Here is a 20,605-nt window from a genome sequence, read left to right on the forward strand (position 1 = left end):
CGGCATGACGAACCCCGCCGAGCGCCTGGTCGACCTGCTCGACCTGGAGCGGATCGAGGTCAACATCTTCCGCGGCCGGAGCCCCGAGGAGTCCCTGCAGCGGGTCTTCGGCGGCCAGGTCGCGGGGCAGGCGCTGGTGGCGGCGGGCCGCACCACGGACGGGGACCGGCCGGTGCACTCGCTGCACGCCTACTTCCTGCGGCCGGGCCGTCCCGGGGTGCCGATCGTGTACGACGTGGAGCGCGTCCGGGACGGCAGGTCGTTCACCACCCGTCGGGTGACGGCCGTCCAGCAGGGCCGGACGATCTTCAACCTGACGGCGTCGTTCCACCGCCCGGAGGAGGCGGGCTTCGAGCACCAGCTGCCGCCGGCCCGGGTGGTGCCGGACCCGGAGGAGCTGCCGACGGTCGCCGATGAGGTGCGCGAGCACCTGGGCGGTCTGCCGGAGGCCCTGGAGCGGATGGCGCGGCGCCAGCCGTTCGACATCCGTTATGTGGACCGGCTGCGCTGGACGCGCGAGGAGATCAAGGACGCGGACCCGCGCAGCGCGGTGTGGATGCGCGCGGTGGGCCCGCTGGGCGACGATCCGCTGGTGCACACCTGCGCGTTGACCTACGCGAGCGACATGACGCTCCTGGACGCGGTCCGCATCCCGGTGGAGCCGCTGTGGGGTCCGCGCGGCTTCGACATGGCGTCGCTGGACCACGCCATGTGGTTCCACCGGCCGTTCCGGGCGGACGAGTGGTTCCTGTACGACCAGGAGTCGCCGGTCGCTACGGGCGGGCGGGGTCTGGCGCGCGGCCGGATCTACGACCGGGCGGGCCGGCTGCTGGTGTCGGTGGTGCAGGAGGGCCTGTTCCGGCGGCTGGGTGCCGCACCGTCCGCGTAACTCCCTCAGGCGGTAGGGCTACTGTTCGACTTCCCGATCATCACAACGGAGGAGCGCGCACGTGGCCACCGTCCTGAAAGTGAGTCCCGTCGCGACGGGGAGGAAGCCGCGCAAGGGCGCGCCGGCGCCCGCTCCCGTCTCGCCCTTCAGCCATGTCGTCAAGGTCACGGACGTGCCGGGCGGTGAGACGCGGGTGCTGGCGCATCTGGAGCGTGAACTGCCGCCGGGCGGCATACCGGCTTACCTCGCCGCCCGGAAGACCGGGGCCCGCTCGTTCGTCCTGTGGGCCGACCCGGACCGCCGCGCCCGGCTGGCGACGGTCGTCACCGCGTCGGCCGGTGACGGGGTTTCGGCGTACCAGGTGCTGGGCGGTTACGGCGAGGTGCTGGGCACCGTCGTCCGCGAGAAGGCGTGTTCGGGCAAGGGCCTGCGCACGCGCTGGACGGTCACTCAGACCGGCTGCCCCGAGGCCGTCGGCCTCAAGGGCCGGATCTTCTGGTGGTACGTGTGGTGGCTGCTGTTCCCGCTGTGGCTGGCGATCGGCGTGGGCAGCCTGGTGAACGGCGGCGGGGACGTACCGCGCGGGCCCCGGCGCATCCGCTGGCGGGCGGCCGGTGAGACCCCGTTCGAGTTCCACGCCGACGGCGAGGTCGTCGTGGACGCGCAGTGGACCGACCAGCGGCTGGCGGCGGCGCTGACGGCGCTGGTCACCTCCTTCGACAGCTGGCTGGGCATGCCCTGGGACGACGGGCGGGAGTAGGGCCGGTCACCTCCGGTACCGCTGCGCCACCGCGTCGAAGGCGGCCTTGGGCTCCCACTCCATGTCGGGGTAGGTCCGCCCCCGGCGCCCTTCGAGGAGTTTGACGATGCCCAGTCCCGCCCGGTCCAGGTCGTCCCTGGGATCGCCGTCCGGACGGTGCGGGTAGCCGGGCAGCGCGAACAGGAAGACGAACGCGCTGTCCACGCCCTCGGTCTCGAAGACCTCCAGGAGTTCGCTCAGGTACGCGGCCTGACCGGCCTCGTCGCGCTCGTGCACGCCGTTCAGCCTTACGGGGTCCTTGGTCAGCGGGTCGTACTCGACGACCTCCAGGACCCGGCCGCCCCGGTCCCCCGCGCCCCGGTAGGCCGCGGTGCCGAAGCCGGTGACGGCGAGCGGCTTCGGGCCCCGGGCCAGGGTGCGGACGGCGTCGCGGAACCGGTCGGCGATCTCGGCGGAGCGGATCAGCTCGTAGGTCACGATGTCGAAGGGTTCCCAGTCCACCTGCTCGAACTGGATGGCGGCGTACGTGAGGGTGCCGCGGTAGCACGCACGGACGGTGGCCACGGCGTCGCGGAGGAACGCGTTGACGCGGACACCCAGTTCGCGGATCGCGTCGGCCCGGAGCCCGGGACGGCTCATCAGCCGACCGACCCGTTCCTCGGGGCTCTCTCCGGGCAGGAACCCCCGGTTCATCACGCTCAGTTCGACCCCCGCGACGAAGACGACGGCGGCGCCCTCCCGCCGGAGCCGTTCCGCCCGGGCGGCGCAGTCGCGGAAGAGCGTGAGGATCTGTTCGGCCTCCAGCTCCAGCGGATAGGGCGAGAACCAGACCTCCAGCCCGAGTCCGGCGGCGGTGGCCGCGGCCTGTTCCAGCCGGTCCGGGTCGCCGCCGGTGATCTGGACCGCGTTGCAGTGCAGGTCGTCGCGGATGATCGCGAGCTCGCGGCGGACCACCGCGAGGTCGAAGTGCTCGCGGGACGTGCGGCCGTGCAGCACGAATCCGGTGTCGTAGGTCATTCCTCTGGCGCGCATGGCGGCGTCCCTCCCCGTCGGTCCGTTCGAGTCGGGCCGAGGCTGACAGGAAAAGTGCGTGCACGCAAGTTTGCGTGCACGCAGACTCTGTGGAACGCTGACGGCGTGACGACACCACCCGGCCTGCGGGAGCGCAAGAAGCAGGCCACCCGTGAGGCGCTGCGCGAGGCGGCGCTGCGCCTGGCCGTCGAGCACGGGCCGGACCGGGTGCGGGTCGAGGACATCGCCGAGGCGGCCGGGGTCTCGCCGCGCACGTACAACAACTACTTCGCCAGCCGCGAGCAGGCGATCGTCGCGGCCGTCACCGCCGACCGGGAGGCGCGCGTGGCGGCGGCCGTCGCGGCCCGGCCCCCGGACGTCCGCCTGGCCGACGCCGTCACCGAAGCGGTGGTCGAGCAGTACACGGACCCCGGCGCGCACGGCCAGGAGGCACTGCTGCTCGTCACCACCCGGCCCGCGCTGCGCGCCGCCTTCCTCGACGCCACGGCGGGGATCGAGCCGCCGCTCACGACGGCCGTCGCCGCGCGCCTGGACGACACCTCGGCGCCGACCGCCCGCGTCCTCGCGGCGAGCACGGCCGCCGCGGTCCGCATCGCGCTGGAGGGCTGGATCCAGCCGGCCGGCACCGCCGCTCCGGGCGCCGGCGGACTCGTCGTGCCGGCCGGCTCCCTGCCGGACCGGCTCCGCGCGGCGCTGGCCCCGCTCGCGCCCGCGTTCGACGCGGCCGAGGAAGGCGTCCGGCCCTGAGACCGGCCCTCCGCGCCGTCCACCCGCGCGCGTAGCCCGTCCGGGCGATCCGGGCCGCCGAGTGCGCCCCTCGGCGCGAGCCCTCGCGTCCGAGCCGGGTGGCGGCACGGAAGGTGGTCGCGCGCGCTGCTGTGCGGGTCGCGTCCGGCGCCCGGGGCCGCGCCGGAGGAGGCGGGTCGATGTCGGCGGATCAGGTGTACGTGGGACTCGGGCTGATCGTGGTCCTCGCGGTCGGATCGCAGTTGCTGGCGAGCCGGTTGCGGGTGCCCGCTCTGCTCGTGCTGCTGCCGGCCGGCTTCACCGCCGGGGCGCTCACCGACGACGTCGATCCGCAGCGGCTGCTCGGGAGCTCCTTCTCGCCGCTGGTCTCGCTGGCGGTGGCGGTGATCCTCTACGACGCCGGCCTGGGGCTGGACCTGAAGCGGCTGAAGGGGCACAACCGGCGGGTGGTGATCCGGCTGCTGTGGCTGGGGGCACTGCTGACACTGGTGTCCGCCGCGCTCTTCGCCGTACCGGTCCTGGACATGTCGACGCAGGCGGCGGTGATGCTCGCGGCGATCCTCGTCGTGTCGGGTCCGACGGTGGTGGGGCCGCTCCTCGCCTTCGTGCGGCCCACGGAGCGGTTGCGGCGCATCCTCATCTGGGAGGGCGCCCTGATCGACCCGGTCGGCGGCATCCTGGGGGCGCTCGTGTTCCACGGGGTCCTGGCGGGCGGCCGGCCGGAGTTCGGCAGCGGGCTCGGGCACTTCCTGGCCAGCGCCGGGGTGGGCGTGGCGGCGGGCGCGGTCGGCGCGGGTGTGCTGTGGCTGGTGCTGGGGCGGGTGCGGCTCAGCGAGGAGCTGGCGGCATCGGTGCAGCTGGCCGCCGTGATCGGGGTGGCCGCCGCCTGTGACGCGCTGCGCGACGACACGGGGCTGATTTCCGCCGTGGTCATGGGGATGGCGATGACCAACCTGCCGGGGCTCGAGCTGCCCACGCGCCGGCCGTTCTTCGAGACGCTGGTCTCCCTGATCATCGGGCTGCTGTTCGTCTCCATCTCCGCCACGGTCACCCCGGAGTCGCTGCGGCACGTGGTGCTGCCCGCGCTCGCGCTGACCGCCCTGCTCGTGCTGGTGACCCGGCCGCTCATCGCGCACCTCGCGGCGGCCGGCACCGATGTGCCGGTCCGGGAGCGGTGGTTCATCGGCTGGATGGCACCCCGGGGCATCGTCGCCGCGGCCACCGCCTCCACGTTCTCGGCCGAGCTCGCCGCACACCACGTCGCCGGTGCCGAGCGCATCCTGCCCGCGACCTTCGTGGTGATCGTCGCGACGGTCATGCTCTACGGCCTGTCGGCGTTCCCGGTGGCGCGGCGGCTCGGGGTGCTGCGGCCGGCCCGCTCCCGGCCGCTGCTGGTGGGCGGGGCGCCCTGGGCGGTCGACCTGGCGCGCGCCCTGAGCACGGCCGGGCTCGACGTGCTGATGTGGGCGGGCGCGGAGGAGGAGCGGGCGCGGATCGAGGCGGCCGGGCTGGAGCTGGCGCCCGGCGAGCTGATGGCGTCGGCGGAGGGGTTCGGCGCGGTCCTCGAAGGGATCACCGATGTGCTGCTGCTCACCGGTGAGGACGACTTCAACGCGCTGGCCTCGCTCACGCTCCGCGAGAGCGTCGAGGGAGCGGTGCACCGCCTCGCGCCGTCCGCCGCGAGCGAGGGTGTGGTGGCCCCGTACGCCGGGAGCGAGCCGCTGTTCGGCGCGGACCTCACCCGGCCCGAGTTCGTCCGGAGGTACGAGGCCGGGGCGCGGGTGGTGACGCGCGCGGCGGACGGGCCGCTGACGCCCGGGGAGCACCTGCTCTTCGTGGTGCGGCCGGAGGGCCTGCTCGCCCCGGCCACACGGAGCGGTCGCCCGGAGCCGGCTCCGGGCGACGCGCTCGTACTGCTGCGGGAGCCGTGAGGCCCCGTCAGGCTTTCGCGCGGTCCGGGCCCGCGCAGAGTGCCCAGATGATGAAGATGTCGATGGCGATGAGCACGATGGACCACAGCGGATAGTGCGGCAGCCATGCGAAGTTGGCCAGTGCGCCGAGCCCGGCGAGGACGACGCCCACGGCACGCGCCCAGAAGGCCCCGGTGAACAGTGCGCAGCCGGCGAGGACGATCACGATTCCGAGGATGAGGTGGATCCAGCCCCAGCCGGTGAGGTTGAACTGGAAGACATAGTTGCGCGTGGCGACGAACACGTCGTCCTTGGCGATGGCGGCGATGCCCTGGAAGATCGCCATGGCACCACCGAAGATCATCAGGACCGCGGCGAACGCGGTCCAGCCCGTGCGGGCGGGATGGTGTGATCCGTTGGTGCCGTGTGGTGCCGCCGGCGCGCTGCCGGTGTTGGCCATGTCGGGCCTCCTTTGCTGGCACGGTCGCCCGGCGCGGAGCAGAGCCGAACCAGACGTTCCGTCTCCAGAGTGTCACGGGAACGCGTGCCCGGCAGCACGGCGGGCAGGGGCCGACGGACCGGGCATCCACTGCCCGGCACCACCTGATTAGGATCGCGTCGCAGCCGGTCCGCGCGGGGACGCGGCCCGGCGTTCCGTGGAAGGACCTGCCCCATGACCGAGATCGTCCCGGTGTCCGGCCCCGAGCTGGTCACCTACGCCGATGAGCTGGCCGCCCTGCTGGTGGAGACCGTCGAGAACGGCTCGTCCGTCGGCTTCCTCGCGCCCCTGGAGCGGGGCACCGCCGCCGAGTGGTGGCGCGCCCGGGCCGCGTCCGTGGACGCGGACGGCCTTCGGGTGTGGATCGCCCGGGACGGGGAACGCGTCGCGGGCACCGTCGCCCTGGTGCGGGCGCCGCTGCCCAACGCCCGCCACCGTGCGGAGGTGGCCAAGCTGATGGTCCGCCCCTCGGCGCGCGGTCGCGGGCTCGGCCGTGAGCTGCTGGCCGCGGCCGAGCGCGCGGCCGCCGAGGACGGCGTCACGCTGCTGGTCCTGGACACCGAGACCGGCAGCCCGGCGGAGCGGCTGTACCGCGCTGCGGGGTGGACGGAGTGCGGTTCCGTTCCGGACTACGCGGCCGGACCCGACGGGGTCCTGAAGCCGACGACCTTCTACTACAAGGCGGTCGGCCGCGTCACGGACGGACCCGCGGGGTGAGAATGGGCCGGGAAGACACCGACGAGGAGAGATCCATGACGCTGTACGACATTCCGCTGCGCACCCTCACCGGCGAGCCGACGTCGCTGGGCGACTACCGCGGCCGGGCGGTGCTGCTGGTGAACGTGGCATCGAAGTGCGGGCTGACCCCGCAGTACGCGGGTCTGGAACGGCTCCAGAAGGAGTACGGGGACCGCGGCCTCACCGTGCTCGGTGTGCCGTGCAACCAGTTCGGCGGTCAGGAGCCGGGGACCGCCGAGGAGATCGAGACGTTCTGCTCGACCACGTACGGGGTGAGCTTCCCGCTGCTCGAGAAGACCGAGGTGAACGGTGCGAACCGGCACCCGCTGTACGCGGAGCTCACCCGGCTCGCGGACGCCGGTGGCGAGGCCGGGGACGTCCAGTGGAACTTCGAGAAGTTCCTGATCTCACCTGCGGGCGAGCCGGTCGCCCGCATCCGTCCCCGCACGGAGCCGGACGCACCCGAGCTGGTGGCGGCGATCGAGGCGCAGCTGCCGGCGTAGAACCGGACTCAGGCGCGGCTGAGCAGCACGGAGCCCTTGGGGTAGGTGGCGTCGCCGCCGACGTTCGCCACCTGGATGAGGACGGGGGTGCCCTCCTTGATGTTGCCGGTCTTCCAGGGCGTGCAGTACGGCGAGGTGTGGCCGCGGGTGGTGGCCGTGCGGTCCCAGGTGCCGTCCCTGCCGATGTCCATCTTGACCTCGATGCTCCAGCCGTCGGCGGAGGTGTCGCAGGCGCGGATGGAGTCGCCGGGGGCGGCGCCGTACGGGTCCGCGTTCCACTCCCCGTAGCCGCCGAAGACCGCGTCGACCGTCCGGGGCTCGGCGTGTGCCGTCGTCTGCGCGGTGACCACGAGCCCGAAGGCCGCCGCCGCGGTCACCGCGATCCGTCCCGCACCGGACCTCGCCATGCCGTGCTCCCTCCATCACCCGGTCACGATCTCCACCGGGAATCTACAGGTACATGGCAGGTGCACACCATCGTGAGCGCCCGCGGCGGCCGCGGGCGCTTCGCGTGCGGTCAGCGGATGGGCATGCCCGACAGGGTGCGGGCGATGACCAGACGCTGGATCTCGCTGGTGCCCTCGAAGATGGTGTAGATCGCGGCGTCCCGGTGCATGCGCTCCACCGGGTACTCGCGCGTGAAGCCGTTGCCACCGAGGATCTGGATGGCCTGGGCGGTGACCTTCTTGGCCGTCTCGCTCGCGTACAGCTTGGACATGGAGCCCTCGGCCGACTCGAACGGCTTGCCGGTGGTGGCCATCCAGGAGGCGCGCCAGACCAGCAGCCGGGCCGCGTCGATCTGCGTCCGCATGTCGGCGAGCTGGAAGGCGACGCCCTGGTTGTCGATGATCGGGCGGCCGAACTGGGTCCGCGTCTTCGCGTAGTCGAGCGCCACCTCGTACGCGGCCCTGGCGGTGCCGACCGCCATCGCGCCGACGGCGGGACGGGACGCCTCGAAGGTGGCCATCGCGGCGTTCTTCACGCGCTCGCCGCCGGTGGCGGCGCGCTCGCGGGCGCGGGCGAGGCGCTGGTCCAGCTTCTCCTTGCCGCCGAGCAGGCAGTGCCCGGGGACGCGCACGTCCTCCAGGACGACCTCGGCGGTGTGCGAGGCGCGGATGCCGTGCTTCTTGAACTTCTGGCCCTGGGAGAGCCCGGGGGTGTCCGGCGGCACGATGAACGAGGCGTGCCCCTTGGAGCCGAGCTCGGGGTCGACGACCGCGACCACCACGTGGACGTTGGCGATGCCGCCGTTGGTCGCCCAGGTCTTGGTGCCGTTGAGCACCCACTCGTCCTTGGCCTGGTCGTAGACCGCGCGGGTGCGCATCGAGGCGACGTCGGAACCGGCGTCGGGCTCGGACGAGCAGAAGGCCGCGACCTTCACGTCGTCGGCGTCCCCGTACATCTGCGGGATCCAGGTGCCGATCTGCTCCTCGGTGCCGTTGGCGAGGACGCCGACGGCCGCCAGGCCCGTACCGACGATCGACAGGGCGATGCCGGCGTCGCCCCAGAACAGCTCCTCCATGGCCATCGGGATGCCGAGCCCCGTAGGATCGAAGAACTGCTGGGCGTAGAAGTCGAGGGAGTAGATCCCGACCTTGGCCGCCTCCTGGATGACGGGCCAGGGCGTCTCCTCACGCTCGTCCCACTCCGCGGCGGCCGGACGGATCACGTCCGCGGCGAAGCCGTGGAGCCAGTCACGGACCTGCTTCTGGTCATCGTTGAGCTCAAGCGTGAACTCGGCCATGTTCCCCTCCACGTGCTGCCGTCGAAACGCTCGTTACTTGCGGTAACAACAGTCTGTTACTGGCAAGTAGCCTGTGTCAACCACATGAGACGCCATCCGCACCCCGCCGGACGGGGTGTTACGTTGCGCAGGCACGACGGACAGGCACGGTCAGGGGTGGGAGAGACGACATGGAGACCACACGACAGGCCGAGCGCCAGCGGACCACGGCCCAGCGCCGCCGCCGGGAGCTGCTCGACGCCGCCGACCGCGTGGTGCTCAGGGACGGCCCGGGGGCCTCGATGAACGCCATCGCGGCGGAGGCGGGCATCACGAAGCCGATCCTCTACCGGCATTTCGGCGACAAGGGCGGGCTCTACCGGGCCCTCGCCAAGCGGCACACCGACGCGCTCCTGAGCGCCCTGCGCGCCGCGCTCGACGCCCCGGCGGAGCGGCGCGCCCGGGTCGAGTCGACGCTCGACACCTACCTCGCGGCGATCGAGGCCCGCCCGCAGGTCTACCGCTTCCTGATGCACCCGTCCGACGACGCGACCCCCTCCCCCGAGCAGGGCTTCGACGTGGGCCGGCACTCGGCCCCGCTGCTGCGCCGCCTGGGCGAGGAGCTGGCCACGGTGATCGCGGAGCGGGTGGACCTCGGCCCGGACAGCGAGGCGATGGCCCGGATCTGGGGCCACGGCATCGTCGGCATGATGCACGCGGCCGGTGACTGGTGGCTGGGCGAACGCCCCTGCTCGCGCGAGCAGTTGGTCCGCAGCCTCGCCGACCTCCTCTGGGGCAGGCTGGCCGCGGCGGGCGACCGCGCGGACGGGCCCGGCTTCTGACGGGCCGCCGGCCGGTCAGCCGTTGCGCGCCCACGGAGCCCGGCGGGCCGCGCGCAGCACCCGGGCCCGGCGCAGCCCGGTCAGCCGGTCGGTGTAGACCCGGCCCTCCAGGTGGTCGCACTCGTGCTGGAGGCAGCGCGCGAAGAAGCCGGTGCCGTCGATCCGGACCGGCTCGCCGGTCGCCGTGACGCCCTCGACCACCGCGTGGTCGAAGCGCGGGGTGCCGGCCTCGAGACCGGGGAGCGAGAGGCAGCCCTCGGAGCCGCGCACCGTGACCCCGTCCGCCTCCACCAGGACCGGGTTCACCACGTGACCGAGGTGGCGCACGTCCTCGTCGTCCGGGCAGTCGTAGACGAACACCCGTGACGGCACACCGATCTGGTTGGCGGCGAGCCCGACGCCCCGCGCCTCGTACATCGTGGCGAACATGTCCTCGACGAGACGGGCGAGCGAGGGGCCGAACTCCGTGACCGGCTCGCACGGCGCGTGCAGGACGGGGTCGCCGAGCAGGCTCATGGTGCGGACGATTCCGGAGCTGCCGGGGATCGGGCGGTTGCGCATGGCGGTCATCGTACGTTCCACGGGGCGCGCATCGCGGCGCGCGTCCGCCCCGGTCAACGCCCGGGCCCGGGCCACCCCCCTCAAGGTGCGTTCACATACACAACCTGTGAACACATGCATGACCATTGACGTGCCCATGGCGTCACTCTACGGTCGACGGAAAGCGCTTGCACCAATCCGGGCGGCAATCCGTCCGGTCCACTCCCCCCACCTGGAGTCGAAGATGCAGCTCAAGCCTGTTCTCGCATGTGCCGGCCTGCTGGCCGGGTCACTCGCCGTGCTGGGCACCACCGCACAGGCCGCCCCTGGTCAGGAAAACGCTTCCCTGGCGGCCGCGGCCCTGTACGTGGCGCCGGACGGCACCGCCGACGCCGCCGGTACCGAGTCGGACCCCACCACACTCGCCTCGGCGATCAGCCGGGTGAACGCCGGCGGCACGATCTACCTGCGCGGCGGCACGTACCGCTACGGGCAGACGGTCACCATTCCGCCGGGCAACGACGGCACTTCGGCCGCCCGCACCACCATGGCGGCGTACCCGGGCGAGCAACCGGTGCTGAACTTCTCGGAGATGAGCGAGGACCCCGCCAACCGCGGTCTCGCCGTGAACGGCGACTACTGGCACATCGACGGGCTCACGGTCGAGCACGCCGGCGACAACGGCATCTTCGTCGGCGGCAGCGACAACGTCATCGAGCACGTCGTGACCCGCTTCAACCACGACTCGGGGCTCCAGATCTCCAGGATCTCCTCCGACACCCCCGACGACGAGTGGCCGGCGAACAACCTCGTCCTCAGCTCCGAGTCCCACGACAACGCGGACTCCGACGGCGAGGACGCGGACGGCTTCGCCGCCAAGCTCACCGCGGGGCCGGGCAACGTCTTCCGCTACACCGTCTCGCACAACAACATCGACGACGGCTGGGACCTCTACACCAAGACGGAGACCGGGCCCATCGGCCCGGTGACCATCGAGGACTCGCTCAGCTACGACAACGGCACCCTCTCCGACGGCACCGTGAACGAGGACGGCGACCGCAACGGCTTCAAGCTCGGCGGCGACGGGATCGAGGTCGACCACGTCGTGCGGCGCAACATCGCCTACAACAACGGCCACCACGGCTTCACGTACAACAGCAACCCGGGCTCGATGGCCGTGTCGGACAATGTGGGCATCGACAACGAGGAGCGCAACTTCTCCTTCGACAAGGGCACTTCGGTGTTCCGGGGCAACACCTCCTGCCGCGGCGGTGACGGCTCCAACGACAAGACCGTCGGCGACGCGGACGGCTCCAACCAGTTCTGGACCGGCTCGAACGGCTCCCGGTGCTCCGCGTACGACGGGGCCATGGACTGGTCGTTCGCCTCCGACGGCCGCCTGGTCGTGTCCTTCGGCGGGAACGTGGTCACCCCGTAGGCGTCCGGCGGTGCCGGGGCCGCGGCCCCGGCACCGCCGTCGTCTCACTCCTTCCGCAGGCTCGTCACCAGGTCGCGCGGCAGCCCGTGGGTGTCGTGGAGGTAGCGCAGGTCCTCCTCCGTCAGCGTCCCCCGGAACCGGGGCCGGGCCAGCACCTGCCGGCCGCGTGCCAGGAGCCGGTCGAACCGGCCCTCCTCGTCGGCCAGCACCCGCAGCACCTCGCCGGGGTCCGTGTCCTGCCGGAAGTGGTCCAGGGTGTGCCGGACCGGCTCGGGCGGAAGACCGTCGAACGTGCGCGAGGGATCGTCCTGCCGGAGCACGGTGAGGGCCCGTCGGAGCAGGCGGCGCAGCACGTATCCGCGCCCGGTGGCGGCCGGGCGCACCCCGTCGCCGATGACGACGACGGCGGAGCGCAGGTGGTCGCAGACCAGCCGCAGCGAGGTCTCGTCCAGCGGCCAGAGGGCCGGTACGCACCGGCGCCAGGGTTCGAAGACATCGCACTCGAACACCGAGCGGCGGCCCTGGAGCAGCGAGGCGAGCCGTTCCAGTCCGAGTCCGGTGTCCACATTGCGCTGCGGGAGCGGCACCAGCGATCCGTCGTCGAGCCTGCGGTGGCTCATCGTGACGTGGTTCCACACCTCCACCCAGCGGTCGTCCCCGGTGGGCGTGGACACGGGCGGTCCCTCGCCGCTCCACAGGAAGATCTCCGAGTCGGGGCCGCAGGGCCCGGTCGGCCCGTTGGACCACCAGTTGTCCTCGACGGTCGGCTCCACGGGCACACCGAGCTCCTGCCACACCCGCAGCGAGGCGGTGTCGCGCTCGGTGCGCTCGTCTCCGGCGTACACCGTGGCGTGCAGCCGGCCGGGATGGATGCCCAGGCCCTCGGTGAGCAGCCCGTAGCCCCATGCCAGGCTCTGCGGGCCCTCGTAGTCGCCCAGCGACCAGCTGCCGAGCATCTCGAAGACGGTGAGGTGGGTGGCGTCGCCGACCTCGTCCAGGTCGGTCGTGCGCAGACAGCGCTGCCGGTTGACCAGCCGGCTGCCCAGCGGATGCGGGCGGCCCTCCAGGTACGGGGTGAGGGGATGCATCCCGGATGTGGTGAAGAGCACCGGGTCGCCGGGCGGCGGCAGCAGCGTCGAGCCGGTGACGCGGCGGTGGCCGCGCTCCTCGAAGTATTCGAGGAAGATACGGGCGAGCTGTTCGGTGTCCATGGGACGGCTCCTTCGCGGGTGGCGGGGAGGCGCCGGAGAACGGACCGTTCGGTCACCCGGCCGGGGAGCAATCACCACGGCAAACCACCGACGGACCGTTTCCGGTCGCCGGGGGAAGGGAAAGTCAGACGGCGGCAACCGGCGAGCTGGTCGCTCGCGCGGTCGCGGTGGTGGTGATGCCGTTGACGTCCATACGCCGAAGGTAACGCGCCCCCGGCCGCCCGCGCACCCGGATTCCGTCGCCGGCGGGCCCGTGGAGAACGCGACGGCCCGCTCACGCGTCCTCCATTCCACGGGAAGTGCGGTGCCGGACGGTGCCGCCGTGCGGTCACAGTGCCGGACATCGATAGGCTGGGCGGCGGACCGATGCAAGGAGGATCTAGGACGATGGCAGGCAACACGGAGCCGTTGTCGCCGCGGGCCAAGCTGGCCGTGACGGCGGGCAAGGCCGCTGCGGCGGTGTCGCGGGCGGCCGGGCGGGGCAGCGGATCGGTGATCGGCGGCCGGGTGGCGCTCAAGCTCGACCCCGACCTGCTCGGGCGGCTGGCGCAGCATCTGGACGTGATCCTCGTCTCGGCGACGAACGGCAAGACGACCACCACCCGGCTGATCGCCGAGGCGCTGCGCGCCGCGGGCCCGGTCGTGTCGAACGCGCTCGGCGCCAACATGCCGGCGGGCATCACGTCGGCGCTGGCCGGCGGGTCCGACGCGCAGTACGGCGTGATCGAGGTCGACGAGAAGTACCTCGCCGGGGTGGCCCGCGACACGACGCCCAAGGTGATCGCGCTCCTCAACCTCTCGCGCGACCAGCTGGACCGGGCCGCGGAGACCCGGATGCTGGCCGAGAAGTGGCGCGAGGGGCTTTCCGGCTCGAAGTCCGTGATCGTCGCCAACGCCGACGACCCGCTGATCGTCTGGGCGGCCTCCTCCTCCCCCAACGTCGTGTGGGTCGCGGCCGGCCAGGCGTGGAAGGACGACGCCTGGTCCTGCCCGTCCTGCGGCGGGGTCATGCAGCGCCCCGGCGACGACTGGTTCTGCGGTGAGTGCGGTTTCCGGCGTCCGCCGCCGAGCTGGGTGCTGCACGGCGACTACGTGCTCGACCCGCACGGTTCGGCATGGCCGATCCACCTCCAGCTTCCCGGCCGCGCCAACAAGGCCAACGCCACGAGCTCGGCGGCCGTCGCCGCCGTCTTCGGGGTGCCGCCGCAGGTGGCCCTGGAGCGCATGTACCAGGTGCAGGCCGTCGCCGGCCGCTACGACGTGGTGAGCTTCCTCGGCCGTGAGCTGCGGCTCCTGCTCGCGAAGAACCCGGCGGGCTGGCTGGAGACGTTCTCGCTGATCGACCCGCCGCCGACCCCGGTCATCCTTTCGGTGAACGCGCGCGGCGCGGACGGCACGGACACCTCGTGGCTGTGGGACGTCGACTACACCCAGCTCGCGGGCCACCCGATCTTCGTGCTCGGCGACCGCAAGCTGGACCTCGCGGTCCGCCTCGAGGTGGCCGGGCTCGACTTCCGGGTCTGCGAGAACCTGGACGAGGCCGTGCAGCAGGCTCCGCCCGGGCGCATCGAGGTCATCGCCAACTACACCGCCTTCCAGGACCTGCGCCGCCGTGTCGGCAACTGACCCCGGCCCCGGGCCCCTCCGGAGAGGACGAAGCATGAGCAACAACAGCCTGCGGCTGGTGTGGGTGTACCCGGACCTGCTGAGCACCTACGGCGACCAGGGCAACGCCCTGGTGGTGGAGCGCCGGGCCCGCCAGCGCGGCCTGGACGTGGCGCGCGTCGACGTGCGCAGCGACCAGCCGGTGCCCACGTCGGGCGACATCTATCTGATCGGCGGCGGCGAGGACCGGCCGCAGCGGCTCGCGGCGGAGCGGCTGCGCCGGGACGGCGGGCTCGCCCGGGCCGCGTCCAACGGCGCGATCATCTTCTCGGTCTGCGCCGGTTACCAGATCCTCGGCCACGAGTTCATCAACGACCTCGGTGAGCGCGAGCAGGGTCTCGGGCTGCTGGACGTGGTGTCGACGCGCGGCGAGGGCGCACGGTGCGTCGGCGACGTGCTGGCGGACATCGATCCGCAGCTGGGCCTTCCGCCGCTGACCGGGTTCGAGAACCACCAGGGCGTGACGCATCTCGGGCCGACGGCGCGGCCGTTCGCCCGGGTGCGGTTCGGGCGGGGCAACGGCACCGGGGACGGCACCGAGGGCGCGTACAACGACACCGTGTTCGGCACGTACATGCACGGTCCGGTGATGGCGCGGAACCCCCTGATCGCGGACCTGCTGCTGAAGCTGGCCCTCGATGTGAACGCGCTCCCGCCGACCGACGACCGGTGGTACGAGGCGCTGCGCGCGGAGCGCATCGCGGCTGCCACACAGCCTGCCTGACCAGGCATTTCACTGGCTGTCCGATGAGTGGCGCAGGGCTCGGATGAGCGGCGTCCAGCAGGCGGACGCCCGGTTCGGTCCCGCCACCCTGCGCCGGTAGGGTGGCGGGGATCCAACCGGACGACGTGGTCCGGTCGTCGGCCCACGTTGCAAAGGTTTCCCGGGCAATGCGAATTGGTGTGCTCACCTCCGGCGGCGACTGCCCCGGCCTCAACGCCGTCATCCGGTCCGTCGTCCACCGCGCTGTGGTCGACCACGGCGACGAGGTCATCGGCTTCCACGACGGGTGGCGGGGCCTCCTGGAGTGCGACTACCGCAAGCTCGACCTGGACGCCGTGGGCGGCATCCTCGCCCGTGGCGGCACGATCCTCGGCTCCTCCCGGGTGCAGCCGGCACATCTGCGCGGGGGCGTCGAGACGGCGCGCGGCCATGTGCGGGACCTCGGGCTCGACGCGATCATCCCGATCGGCGGCGAGGGCACCCTCAAGGCGGCGAACCTGCTCTCCGAGGCGGGGCTGCCGATCGTCGGCGTGCCGAAGACCATCGACAACGACATCGCGTCGACCGACGTCACCTTCGGCTTCGACACCGCCGTCGGCGTCGCCACGGAGGCGCTGGACCGGCTGAAGACCACCGCCGAGTCGCACCAGCGCGTGATGATCGTGGAGGTCATGGGCCGCCACACCGGCTGGATCGCCCTGCACTCCGGCATGGCGGCCGGCGCGCACGCCATCGTCGTCCCGGAGCGTCCGTTCGACATCGACGAGCTGACCGAGGTCGTGGGCCGCCGCTTCTCGGCCGGCAAGAAGTTCGCCATAGTCGTCGTCGCGGAGGGCGCGAAGCCGCGCGAGGGCTCCATGGACTTCCAGTCGGGCGCCAAGGACATCTACGGCCACGAGCGCTTCACGGGCGTGGCGACCCAGCTCTCCGTCGAGCTGGAGCAGCGCCTCGGCAAGGAGGCCCGCCCGGTGATCCTCGGCCACGTCCAGCGCGGCGGCACGCCGACCGCGTACGACCGCGTCCTCGCGACCCGGTTCGGCTGGCACGCGGTGGAGGCGGCGCACCGGGGCGAGTTCGGCATGATGACGGCGCTGCGCGGCACCGACATCACCCTGGTTCCGCTCGCGCACGCGGTGGAGACCCTGAAGACGGTCCCGGCCGCCCGGTACGCCGAGGCGGAGTGCGTGCTCTGAGCGACACCCGGCACGAGACCGCCCCCGGCCGCAAGATCGGCCGGGGGCGGTTCTAGTCTGGTCGGGACAACCAGCACGAAACGGGGACGTCCCGGCGTTCCCATCGGGAGTGAACAGATGGATCACAGCGGGCACGGCATGAACATGGACCTGCCGCCGTTCACGCTGGGACGCGGGCTCCACTTCTCCGCGGACCCGTTCTTCCTGATCGGCTGCGTCCTGGCGGTGCTGCTGTACGGGTACGGGGTGCTGCGGCTGCGGCGGCGCGGGGACGCGTGGCCGGTGGGGCGCACGGTCGTGTTCGTGACCGGTGTCCTGACGATCGCGCTGGTGATGTGCACCCGGCTCAACGACTACGGCATGGTCATGTTCAGCGTGCACATGGTGCAGCACATGGTGATCAGCATGCTGTCGCCGATCCTGCTCCTGCTGGGTGCTCCCGTGACGCTCGCGCTGCGCGCGCTGCCGGTCGCGCCGCGCGGCACGAAGGGGCCGCGCGAGCTGCTGCTGATGCTCCTGCACAGCCGGTACATGAAGATCGTCACGCACCCCGCGTTCACGATCCCGCTGTTCATCGCCAGCCTGTACGGCCTGTACTTCACGCCGCTCTTCGACTATCTGATGGGCTCCACGACGGGGCACCTCGTGATGATGGTGCACTTCCTGGCGGTCGGCCTGTTCTTCTTCTGGCCCATCATGGGCGTCGACCCGGGGCCGCACCGCCCCGGCTATGTGATGCGCATGCTGGAACTGTTCGCCGGGATGCCGTTCCACGCGTTCTTCGGGATCGCCCTCATGATGGCCTCCACGCCGATGGTGGAGGTGTACAAGGACCCGCCGTCCTCGCTCGGCATCGAGGCGCTGTCCGACCAGAGCGCGGCGGGCGGCATCGCGTGGGCGTTCAGCGAGATCCCCTCGGTGGTGGTGCTGGTGGCCCTGGTGTTCCAGTGGTACCGCTCGGAACAGCGCACGGCGAAGCGTTCGGACCGGGCCGCGGACCGCGACGGGGACCAGGAGCTCCAGGCGTACAACGCGTATCTCGCCTCGTTGCAGGCGCGCGGACAGTAGCGGCGGACCCGCCTTTCGGGTGACGATGGCCTTTACGGCCGCGCGGCCGACGAGGAGGGTGCGCGCATGTCCGGATCCACGAGGACGATGGGAATGCTGACCGCCGGCGCCCTGGTGGCGGTGACCGCCTACACGGTGGCCCTGGGAAGCAATGGCTGGCTCTGGTTCGGCTGGGTGATCCTGGGCCTGATCACGATCGGGATGGCGGCTACGCGGGAGACGTGACGCGGTCCAGCTCTTCCCGGATGGCCCGACGCAGGGCGGCGTGCCGGGGGCCGAGCGCATGGCGCCCGTCCCGCCACCGCTCGGCCGGGTACAACCACACCGGCCGGCCCACCAGCTCCGGCGGCTCCCAGTCGTACCGGGGCCACACGTGTGCGTGCAGGAACGGGTCGGCGTTTCCGAGGATCTCCAGGTTGACGCGCCGGAAGGCGGGGTCCAGCCGTCGGCAGGCGCGTTCCACGGCCTCGCCGAGGGCGTCCATGCCGGCCAGGAACGCCTGCCGCCGGGGGTGGGAGAGCTCTGACAACCGCTGTACGGCGGGATCGTCCACCAGCAGCACGGAGTATCCCGGCAGGAACTGAACGTCCCCGATCACGGCGAACCCCGCCTCCAGTCTCCGGAGGACCGTGGGGTTCCCGCCGCGGAGCGCGGAGCCGATCCGGTCCTTCCGCCAGTCGTCCGTCATGGTCGCCGACTGTACCCGCGCCCGGCCCGCGCGCGACCGGCCCCGACGGCACGTGCTGGAGCGCTCCCATGCGCTGCCCGGGCCCGGCGTACGGCGATCCAGGCGGGGTTACGCGCAGATGAACCAGCGCATACGGTGACCGCGCCTGCCGGGCCGCCGCGCTCCACGACGGGCCCGGGCACCCGGCGAACCGCAAGCCCCGGCGGGGGAGCCGCGGCACCCACGCCCGGGCACCCGGCGAACCGCAAGCCCCGGCGGGGGAGCCGCGGCACCCACACCTCACCTCCGGTGGCGACGTTGCGAACGCCGCAAACACACGTGTGCGTCTGCCGGTCACTGCCGCCTCTCCTGTCACTCACCGTCCGCTTCGCAGCGCGGGCGCCCCGCGCCGTCGGGGCCGGACGCGCCGTTCCGGGATGCACCCTCCGACCACGGGACGCGGCGCTGCCCTGGCGCTTTGCCGTCGCCGGGTGCGGCGTGACACCCGTCACCGCAACAGCGGTGTGCGTTACCTTCGGTGACCACGCAGGCGAACATCGGGCAGCGATCCCCGGCCGCGCACGCGGCCCGCGCATGCGATTGCGAACGTCTCCGCAGACGTGGCGGCGCGACTCCCGGGGCGGGGTGACCCACGGTTACCCGGCCGTCAACTCCGCCGCGTGAGGCGTCCGTTCGACGTGTGGCCGCGTTCACACCGTCGTAAGCCAGTTGCGCTTTAACTCTTGACAGGTGCCTGTCGCCACGCCACCTTGGGAGCGCTCCCACAATCAAGACTTGCACACTCCACCCCCTCCCCCTCTCCCCCAACGCCGTTGAGCCGCAAGGGCGTTACGGGGCGCAGCCGCGCTCCCCGTGACGTGCCACGCTGCCTGGCAGAGGAAGGCGTTTGTCATGAGCTTGGTGAAGCGCTGTAGGCCCCGCCGCCCGGGGCTCCCGGCCCTCGTGGTCGGCGCCCTCGCCCTGGCCACCGGCCTGGCGGGCGGGCCGGCGTCGGCCGCGTCGCAGGACACACTGCACGACCTCGCCGCAGCCCAGGGCAAGTACTTCGGCTCCGCCACCGACAACCCCGAGCTCCCCGACGCGGCCTACGCGGCGAAACTCGGCTCCGAGTTCGGGCAGATCACCCCCGGCAACTCGATGAAGTGGGACACCACCGAGCCCACCCGCGGCCAGTTCAACTTCACCAAGGGCGATGTGATCACCGACTTCGCCCAGGAACACGGCCAGACCGTGCGCGGGCACACCCTGGTCTGGCACAGCCAGCTGCCCGGCTGGGTGGGCTCACTGCCCCTCGCCGAGGTGGAGACGGCCATGACCGACCACATCACCGCGGAGGCCACCCACTACCGCGGCGAGGTGGCCGCCTGGGACGTGGTGAACGAACCGTTCAACGAGGACGGGACCTTCCGCACCAGCCCGTTCTACAACGCCATGGGCAAGGACTTCATCGCCAAGGCCCTGCGCGCGGCGCACGCCGCCGACCCGGACGCGAAGCTCTACATCAACGACTACAACGTCGAGGGCAAGGGCGCGAAGAGCGACGCGATGTACGACCTCGTGAGCGATCTGCTCGCCGAGGGCGTGCCGCTCGACGGGGTCGGGATGCAGGCGCACCTGGCGACCCAGTACGGCTTCCCGTACCAGATGCAGGCGAACATGCAGCGGTTCGCCGATCTGGGCCTGGACGTCGCCGTCACCGAGCTTGACGTGCGCATACAGCTTCCGGCCGACGCCACCAAGCTCGCCACCCAGTCCTCGTACTACGCGCAGGTGGTCGACGCCTGCCTCGCCGTCGAGCGCTGTGTCGGCATCACGGTCTGGGACTACACGGACAAGTACTCCTGGGTGCCGAGCACCTTCCCGGGCGAGGGCGCGGCCAATCTGTACGACGACAACCTGTCCCCCAAGCCCGCCTATGCCGCCGTGCGCACCGCACTCGGCGACGAGAGCGACGGCGGCGGGGACGACGGCGGTACGCCCGGCACGCTCAAGGCCCAGTACCGCGCCAACGACAGCTCCGCCGGCGACAACCAGATCAAGCCCGGCCTCCAACTCGTGAACACCGGCAGCGCCCCGGTCAGCCTCCCCGCGGTGACCGTGCGCTACTGGTTCTCCGGCGACAACGGCGCTTCCACGTACGGCAGTTGGTGCGACTGGTCGCCGATCGGCTGCTCCTCGATCACGCACCGCGTGGTGGCCGCGAGCACGCCGAAGGCCGGCGCCGACCACTACCTCGAAGTCGGCTTCGCGAGCGGCACCCTCGCCCCCGGCGCGTCGACCGGCGAGATGCAGCTGCGCCTGAGCAAGACGGACTGGTCGAACTTCGACGAGTCCGACGACTACAGCCACGGCGCCGGCGCCTCGTACGCGGACGCCTCGAAGGTCACCGTCTACGTCGGCGGCGAACTCGTCTGGGGCATCGAGCCCTGATCCAG

21 protein-coding genes are annotated in these 20,605 nt (G+C 72.1%); 14 read left to right on the forward strand and 7 right to left on the reverse strand.

The window, feature by feature from the left end:
* Positions 1–4 precede the first annotated feature (4 nt).
* Positions 5–889, forward strand: coding sequence for an acyl-CoA thioesterase II (locus AB0L33_RS30825; RefSeq protein ID WP_365686648.1), 885 nt, complete (start codon positions 5–7; stop codon positions 887–889).
* Positions 890–950: 61 nt separating this feature from the next.
* The gene (locus AB0L33_RS30830; RefSeq protein ID WP_365686649.1) at positions 951–1,649 is read left to right on the forward strand and encodes a hypothetical protein; all 699 of its coding nucleotides are present in this window, start codon (positions 951–953) and stop codon (positions 1,647–1,649) included.
* 6 nt (positions 1,650–1,655) lie between these two features.
* Here the strand turns inward: AB0L33_RS30830 and AB0L33_RS30835 are convergent, their stop codons facing one another.
* A complete protein-coding gene (locus AB0L33_RS30835; RefSeq protein WP_365686651.1) occupies positions 1,656–2,681 on the reverse strand; it encodes a hypothetical protein in 1,026 nt (341 codons plus the stop codon).
* 105 nt (positions 2,682–2,786) lie between these two features.
* Between AB0L33_RS30835 and AB0L33_RS30840 the strand changes: the two genes are divergently transcribed.
* Together AB0L33_RS30840 and AB0L33_RS30845 are read left to right on the forward strand one after the other, a co-directional pair.
* Positions 2,787–3,428, forward strand: coding sequence for a helix-turn-helix domain-containing protein (locus tag AB0L33_RS30840; protein WP_365686652.1), 642 nt, complete (start codon positions 2,787–2,789; stop codon positions 3,426–3,428).
* Positions 3,429–3,607: 179 nt separating this feature from the next.
* Positions 3,608–5,359 carry a cation:proton antiporter gene (locus AB0L33_RS30845; protein ID WP_365686654.1) on the forward strand — a complete coding sequence of 584 codons (1,752 nt, stop codon included), beginning with the start codon at positions 3,608–3,610 and terminating at the stop codon, positions 5,357–5,359.
* 7 nt (positions 5,360–5,366) lie between these two features.
* Here the strand turns inward: AB0L33_RS30845 and AB0L33_RS30850 are convergent, their stop codons facing one another.
* Positions 5,367–5,798: a hypothetical protein gene (locus AB0L33_RS30850; protein WP_365686656.1), complete on the reverse strand. Its 432-nt coding sequence runs from the start codon at positions 5,796–5,798 to the stop codon at positions 5,367–5,369.
* Positions 5,799–6,011: 213 nt separating this feature from the next.
* On the opposite strand from AB0L33_RS30850, the gene AB0L33_RS30855 reads away from it, so the two are divergent.
* Together AB0L33_RS30855 and AB0L33_RS30860 are read left to right on the forward strand one after the other, a co-directional pair.
* Positions 6,012–6,554, forward strand: a complete 543-nt coding sequence (locus tag AB0L33_RS30855; RefSeq protein ID WP_365686658.1) for a GNAT family N-acetyltransferase — start codon at positions 6,012–6,014, stop codon at positions 6,552–6,554.
* A 35-nt stretch (positions 6,555–6,589) separates the two neighbouring features.
* Positions 6,590–7,078, forward strand: a complete 489-nt coding sequence (locus AB0L33_RS30860) for a glutathione peroxidase (protein WP_365686660.1) — start codon at positions 6,590–6,592, stop codon at positions 7,076–7,078.
* An 8-nt stretch (positions 7,079–7,086) separates the two neighbouring features.
* Here AB0L33_RS30860 and AB0L33_RS30865 read toward each other — a convergent pair whose 3' ends face one another.
* Positions 7,087–7,485: a hypothetical protein gene (locus AB0L33_RS30865; RefSeq protein ID WP_365686661.1), complete on the reverse strand. Its 399-nt coding sequence runs from the start codon at positions 7,483–7,485 to the stop codon at positions 7,087–7,089.
* A gap of 110 nt (positions 7,486–7,595) precedes the next feature.
* Positions 7,596–8,822 carry an acyl-CoA dehydrogenase family protein gene (locus tag AB0L33_RS30870; protein WP_365686662.1) on the reverse strand — a complete coding sequence of 409 codons (1,227 nt, stop codon included), beginning with the start codon at positions 8,820–8,822 and terminating at the stop codon, positions 7,596–7,598.
* A 170-nt stretch (positions 8,823–8,992) separates the two neighbouring features.
* Between AB0L33_RS30870 and AB0L33_RS30875 the strand changes: the two genes are divergently transcribed.
* A complete protein-coding gene (locus AB0L33_RS30875; RefSeq protein ID WP_365686663.1) occupies positions 8,993–9,643 on the forward strand; it encodes a TetR family transcriptional regulator in 651 nt (216 codons plus the stop codon).
* Between the two features lie 15 nt (positions 9,644–9,658).
* Here the strand turns inward: AB0L33_RS30875 and def are convergent, their stop codons facing one another.
* Positions 9,659–10,204: a peptide deformylase gene (gene def, locus AB0L33_RS30880; RefSeq protein ID WP_365686664.1), complete on the reverse strand. Its 546-nt coding sequence runs from the start codon at positions 10,202–10,204 to the stop codon at positions 9,659–9,661.
* A 223-nt stretch (positions 10,205–10,427) separates the two neighbouring features.
* Between def and AB0L33_RS30885 the strand changes: the two genes are divergently transcribed.
* Entirely contained in the window at positions 10,428–11,621 is a 1,194-nt protein-coding gene (locus AB0L33_RS30885; protein ID WP_365686665.1) for a right-handed parallel beta-helix repeat-containing protein, read from the forward strand.
* A gap of 44 nt (positions 11,622–11,665) precedes the next feature.
* Here AB0L33_RS30885 and AB0L33_RS30890 read toward each other — a convergent pair whose 3' ends face one another.
* Positions 11,666–12,832 (reverse strand): alanine--tRNA ligase-related protein, encoded by a 1,167-nt coding sequence (locus tag AB0L33_RS30890; RefSeq protein ID WP_365686666.1) that lies wholly within the window; start codon positions 12,830–12,832, stop codon positions 11,666–11,668.
* A 387-nt stretch (positions 12,833–13,219) separates the two neighbouring features.
* Between AB0L33_RS30890 and AB0L33_RS30895 the strand changes: the two genes are divergently transcribed.
* The 5 genes from AB0L33_RS30895 (at position 13,220) to AB0L33_RS30915 (ending at position 17,707) form a co-directional block, all read left to right on the forward strand.
* Complete coding sequence (locus AB0L33_RS30895) at positions 13,220–14,458, forward strand: MurT ligase domain-containing protein (protein WP_073968916.1); 1,239 nt, start codon at positions 13,220–13,222, stop codon at positions 14,456–14,458.
* 34 nt (positions 14,459–14,492) lie between these two features.
* Positions 14,493–15,221, forward strand: coding sequence for a glutamine amidotransferase (locus tag AB0L33_RS30900; protein ID WP_365686667.1), 729 nt, complete (start codon positions 14,493–14,495; stop codon positions 15,219–15,221).
* Between the two features lie 167 nt (positions 15,222–15,388).
* A complete protein-coding gene (locus tag AB0L33_RS30905) occupies positions 15,389–16,414 on the forward strand; it encodes a 6-phosphofructokinase (protein ID WP_073968918.1) in 1,026 nt (341 codons plus the stop codon).
* A gap of 117 nt (positions 16,415–16,531) precedes the next feature.
* A complete protein-coding gene (locus AB0L33_RS30910) occupies positions 16,532–17,482 on the forward strand; it encodes a cytochrome c oxidase assembly protein (RefSeq protein WP_365686668.1) in 951 nt (316 codons plus the stop codon).
* Between the two features lie 66 nt (positions 17,483–17,548).
* Positions 17,549–17,707: a hypothetical protein gene (locus tag AB0L33_RS30915; protein WP_365686670.1), complete on the forward strand. Its 159-nt coding sequence runs from the start codon at positions 17,549–17,551 to the stop codon at positions 17,705–17,707.
* Here the strand turns inward: AB0L33_RS30915 and AB0L33_RS30920 are convergent.
* Positions 17,691–18,170, reverse strand: coding sequence for a diadenosine tetraphosphate hydrolase (locus AB0L33_RS30920; protein ID WP_365686672.1), 480 nt, complete (start codon positions 18,168–18,170; stop codon positions 17,691–17,693). The two genes, AB0L33_RS30915 and AB0L33_RS30920, sit on opposite strands and share 17 nt — an antisense overlap.
* An 891-nt stretch (positions 18,171–19,061) precedes the next feature.
* Between AB0L33_RS30920 and AB0L33_RS30925 the strand changes: the two genes are divergently transcribed.
* Positions 19,062–20,600 (forward strand): endo-1,4-beta-xylanase, encoded by a 1,539-nt coding sequence (locus tag AB0L33_RS30925; protein ID WP_365686673.1) that lies wholly within the window; start codon positions 19,062–19,064, stop codon positions 20,598–20,600.
* Positions 20,601–20,605: the final 5 nt, after the last annotated feature.

The organism is Streptomyces sp. NPDC052299 (assembly GCF_040679335.1).
Classification (GTDB): domain Bacteria; phylum Actinomycetota; class Actinomycetes; order Streptomycetales; family Streptomycetaceae; genus Streptomyces.

Coding starts and splice junctions, on each gene's coding strand:
- AB0L33_RS30850 (WP_365686656.1), bottom strand. CDS start 5,798: ATGGCCAACACCGGCAGCGCGCCGGCGGCACCACACGGCACCAACGGA.
- AB0L33_RS30900 (WP_365686667.1), top strand. CDS start 14,493: ATGAGCAACAACAGCCTGCGGCTGGTGTGGGTGTACCCGGACCTGCTG.
- AB0L33_RS30845 (WP_365686654.1), top strand. CDS start 3,608: ATGTCGGCGGATCAGGTGTACGTGGGACTCGGGCTGATCGTGGTCCTC.
- AB0L33_RS30895 (WP_073968916.1), top strand. CDS start 13,220: ATGGCAGGCAACACGGAGCCGTTGTCGCCGCGGGCCAAGCTGGCCGTG.
- AB0L33_RS30875 (WP_365686663.1), top strand. CDS start 8,993: ATGGAGACCACACGACAGGCCGAGCGCCAGCGGACCACGGCCCAGCGC.
- AB0L33_RS30885 (WP_365686665.1), top strand. CDS start 10,428: ATGCAGCTCAAGCCTGTTCTCGCATGTGCCGGCCTGCTGGCCGGGTCA.
- AB0L33_RS30855 (WP_365686658.1), top strand. CDS start 6,012: ATGACCGAGATCGTCCCGGTGTCCGGCCCCGAGCTGGTCACCTACGCC.
- AB0L33_RS30910 (WP_365686668.1), top strand. CDS start 16,532: ATGGATCACAGCGGGCACGGCATGAACATGGACCTGCCGCCGTTCACG.
- def (WP_365686664.1), bottom strand. CDS start 10,204: ATGCGCAACCGCCCGATCCCCGGCAGCTCCGGAATCGTCCGCACCATG.
- AB0L33_RS30925 (WP_365686673.1), top strand. CDS start 19,062: ATGAGCTTGGTGAAGCGCTGTAGGCCCCGCCGCCCGGGGCTCCCGGCC.
- AB0L33_RS30870 (WP_365686662.1), bottom strand. CDS start 8,822: ATGGCCGAGTTCACGCTTGAGCTCAACGATGACCAGAAGCAGGTCCGT.
- AB0L33_RS30905 (WP_073968918.1), top strand. CDS start 15,389: ATGCGAATTGGTGTGCTCACCTCCGGCGGCGACTGCCCCGGCCTCAAC.
- AB0L33_RS30890 (WP_365686666.1), bottom strand. CDS start 12,832: ATGGACACCGAACAGCTCGCCCGTATCTTCCTCGAATACTTCGAGGAG.
- AB0L33_RS30825 (WP_365686648.1), top strand. CDS start 5: ATGACGAACCCCGCCGAGCGCCTGGTCGACCTGCTCGACCTGGAGCGG.
- AB0L33_RS30865 (WP_365686661.1), bottom strand. CDS start 7,485: ATGGCGAGGTCCGGTGCGGGACGGATCGCGGTGACCGCGGCGGCGGCC.
- AB0L33_RS30915 (WP_365686670.1), top strand. CDS start 17,549: ATGTCCGGATCCACGAGGACGATGGGAATGCTGACCGCCGGCGCCCTG.
- AB0L33_RS30860 (WP_365686660.1), top strand. CDS start 6,590: ATGACGCTGTACGACATTCCGCTGCGCACCCTCACCGGCGAGCCGACG.
- AB0L33_RS30835 (WP_365686651.1), bottom strand. CDS start 2,681: ATGCGCGCCAGAGGAATGACCTACGACACCGGATTCGTGCTGCACGGC.
- AB0L33_RS30920 (WP_365686672.1), bottom strand. CDS start 18,170: ATGACGGACGACTGGCGGAAGGACCGGATCGGCTCCGCGCTCCGCGGC.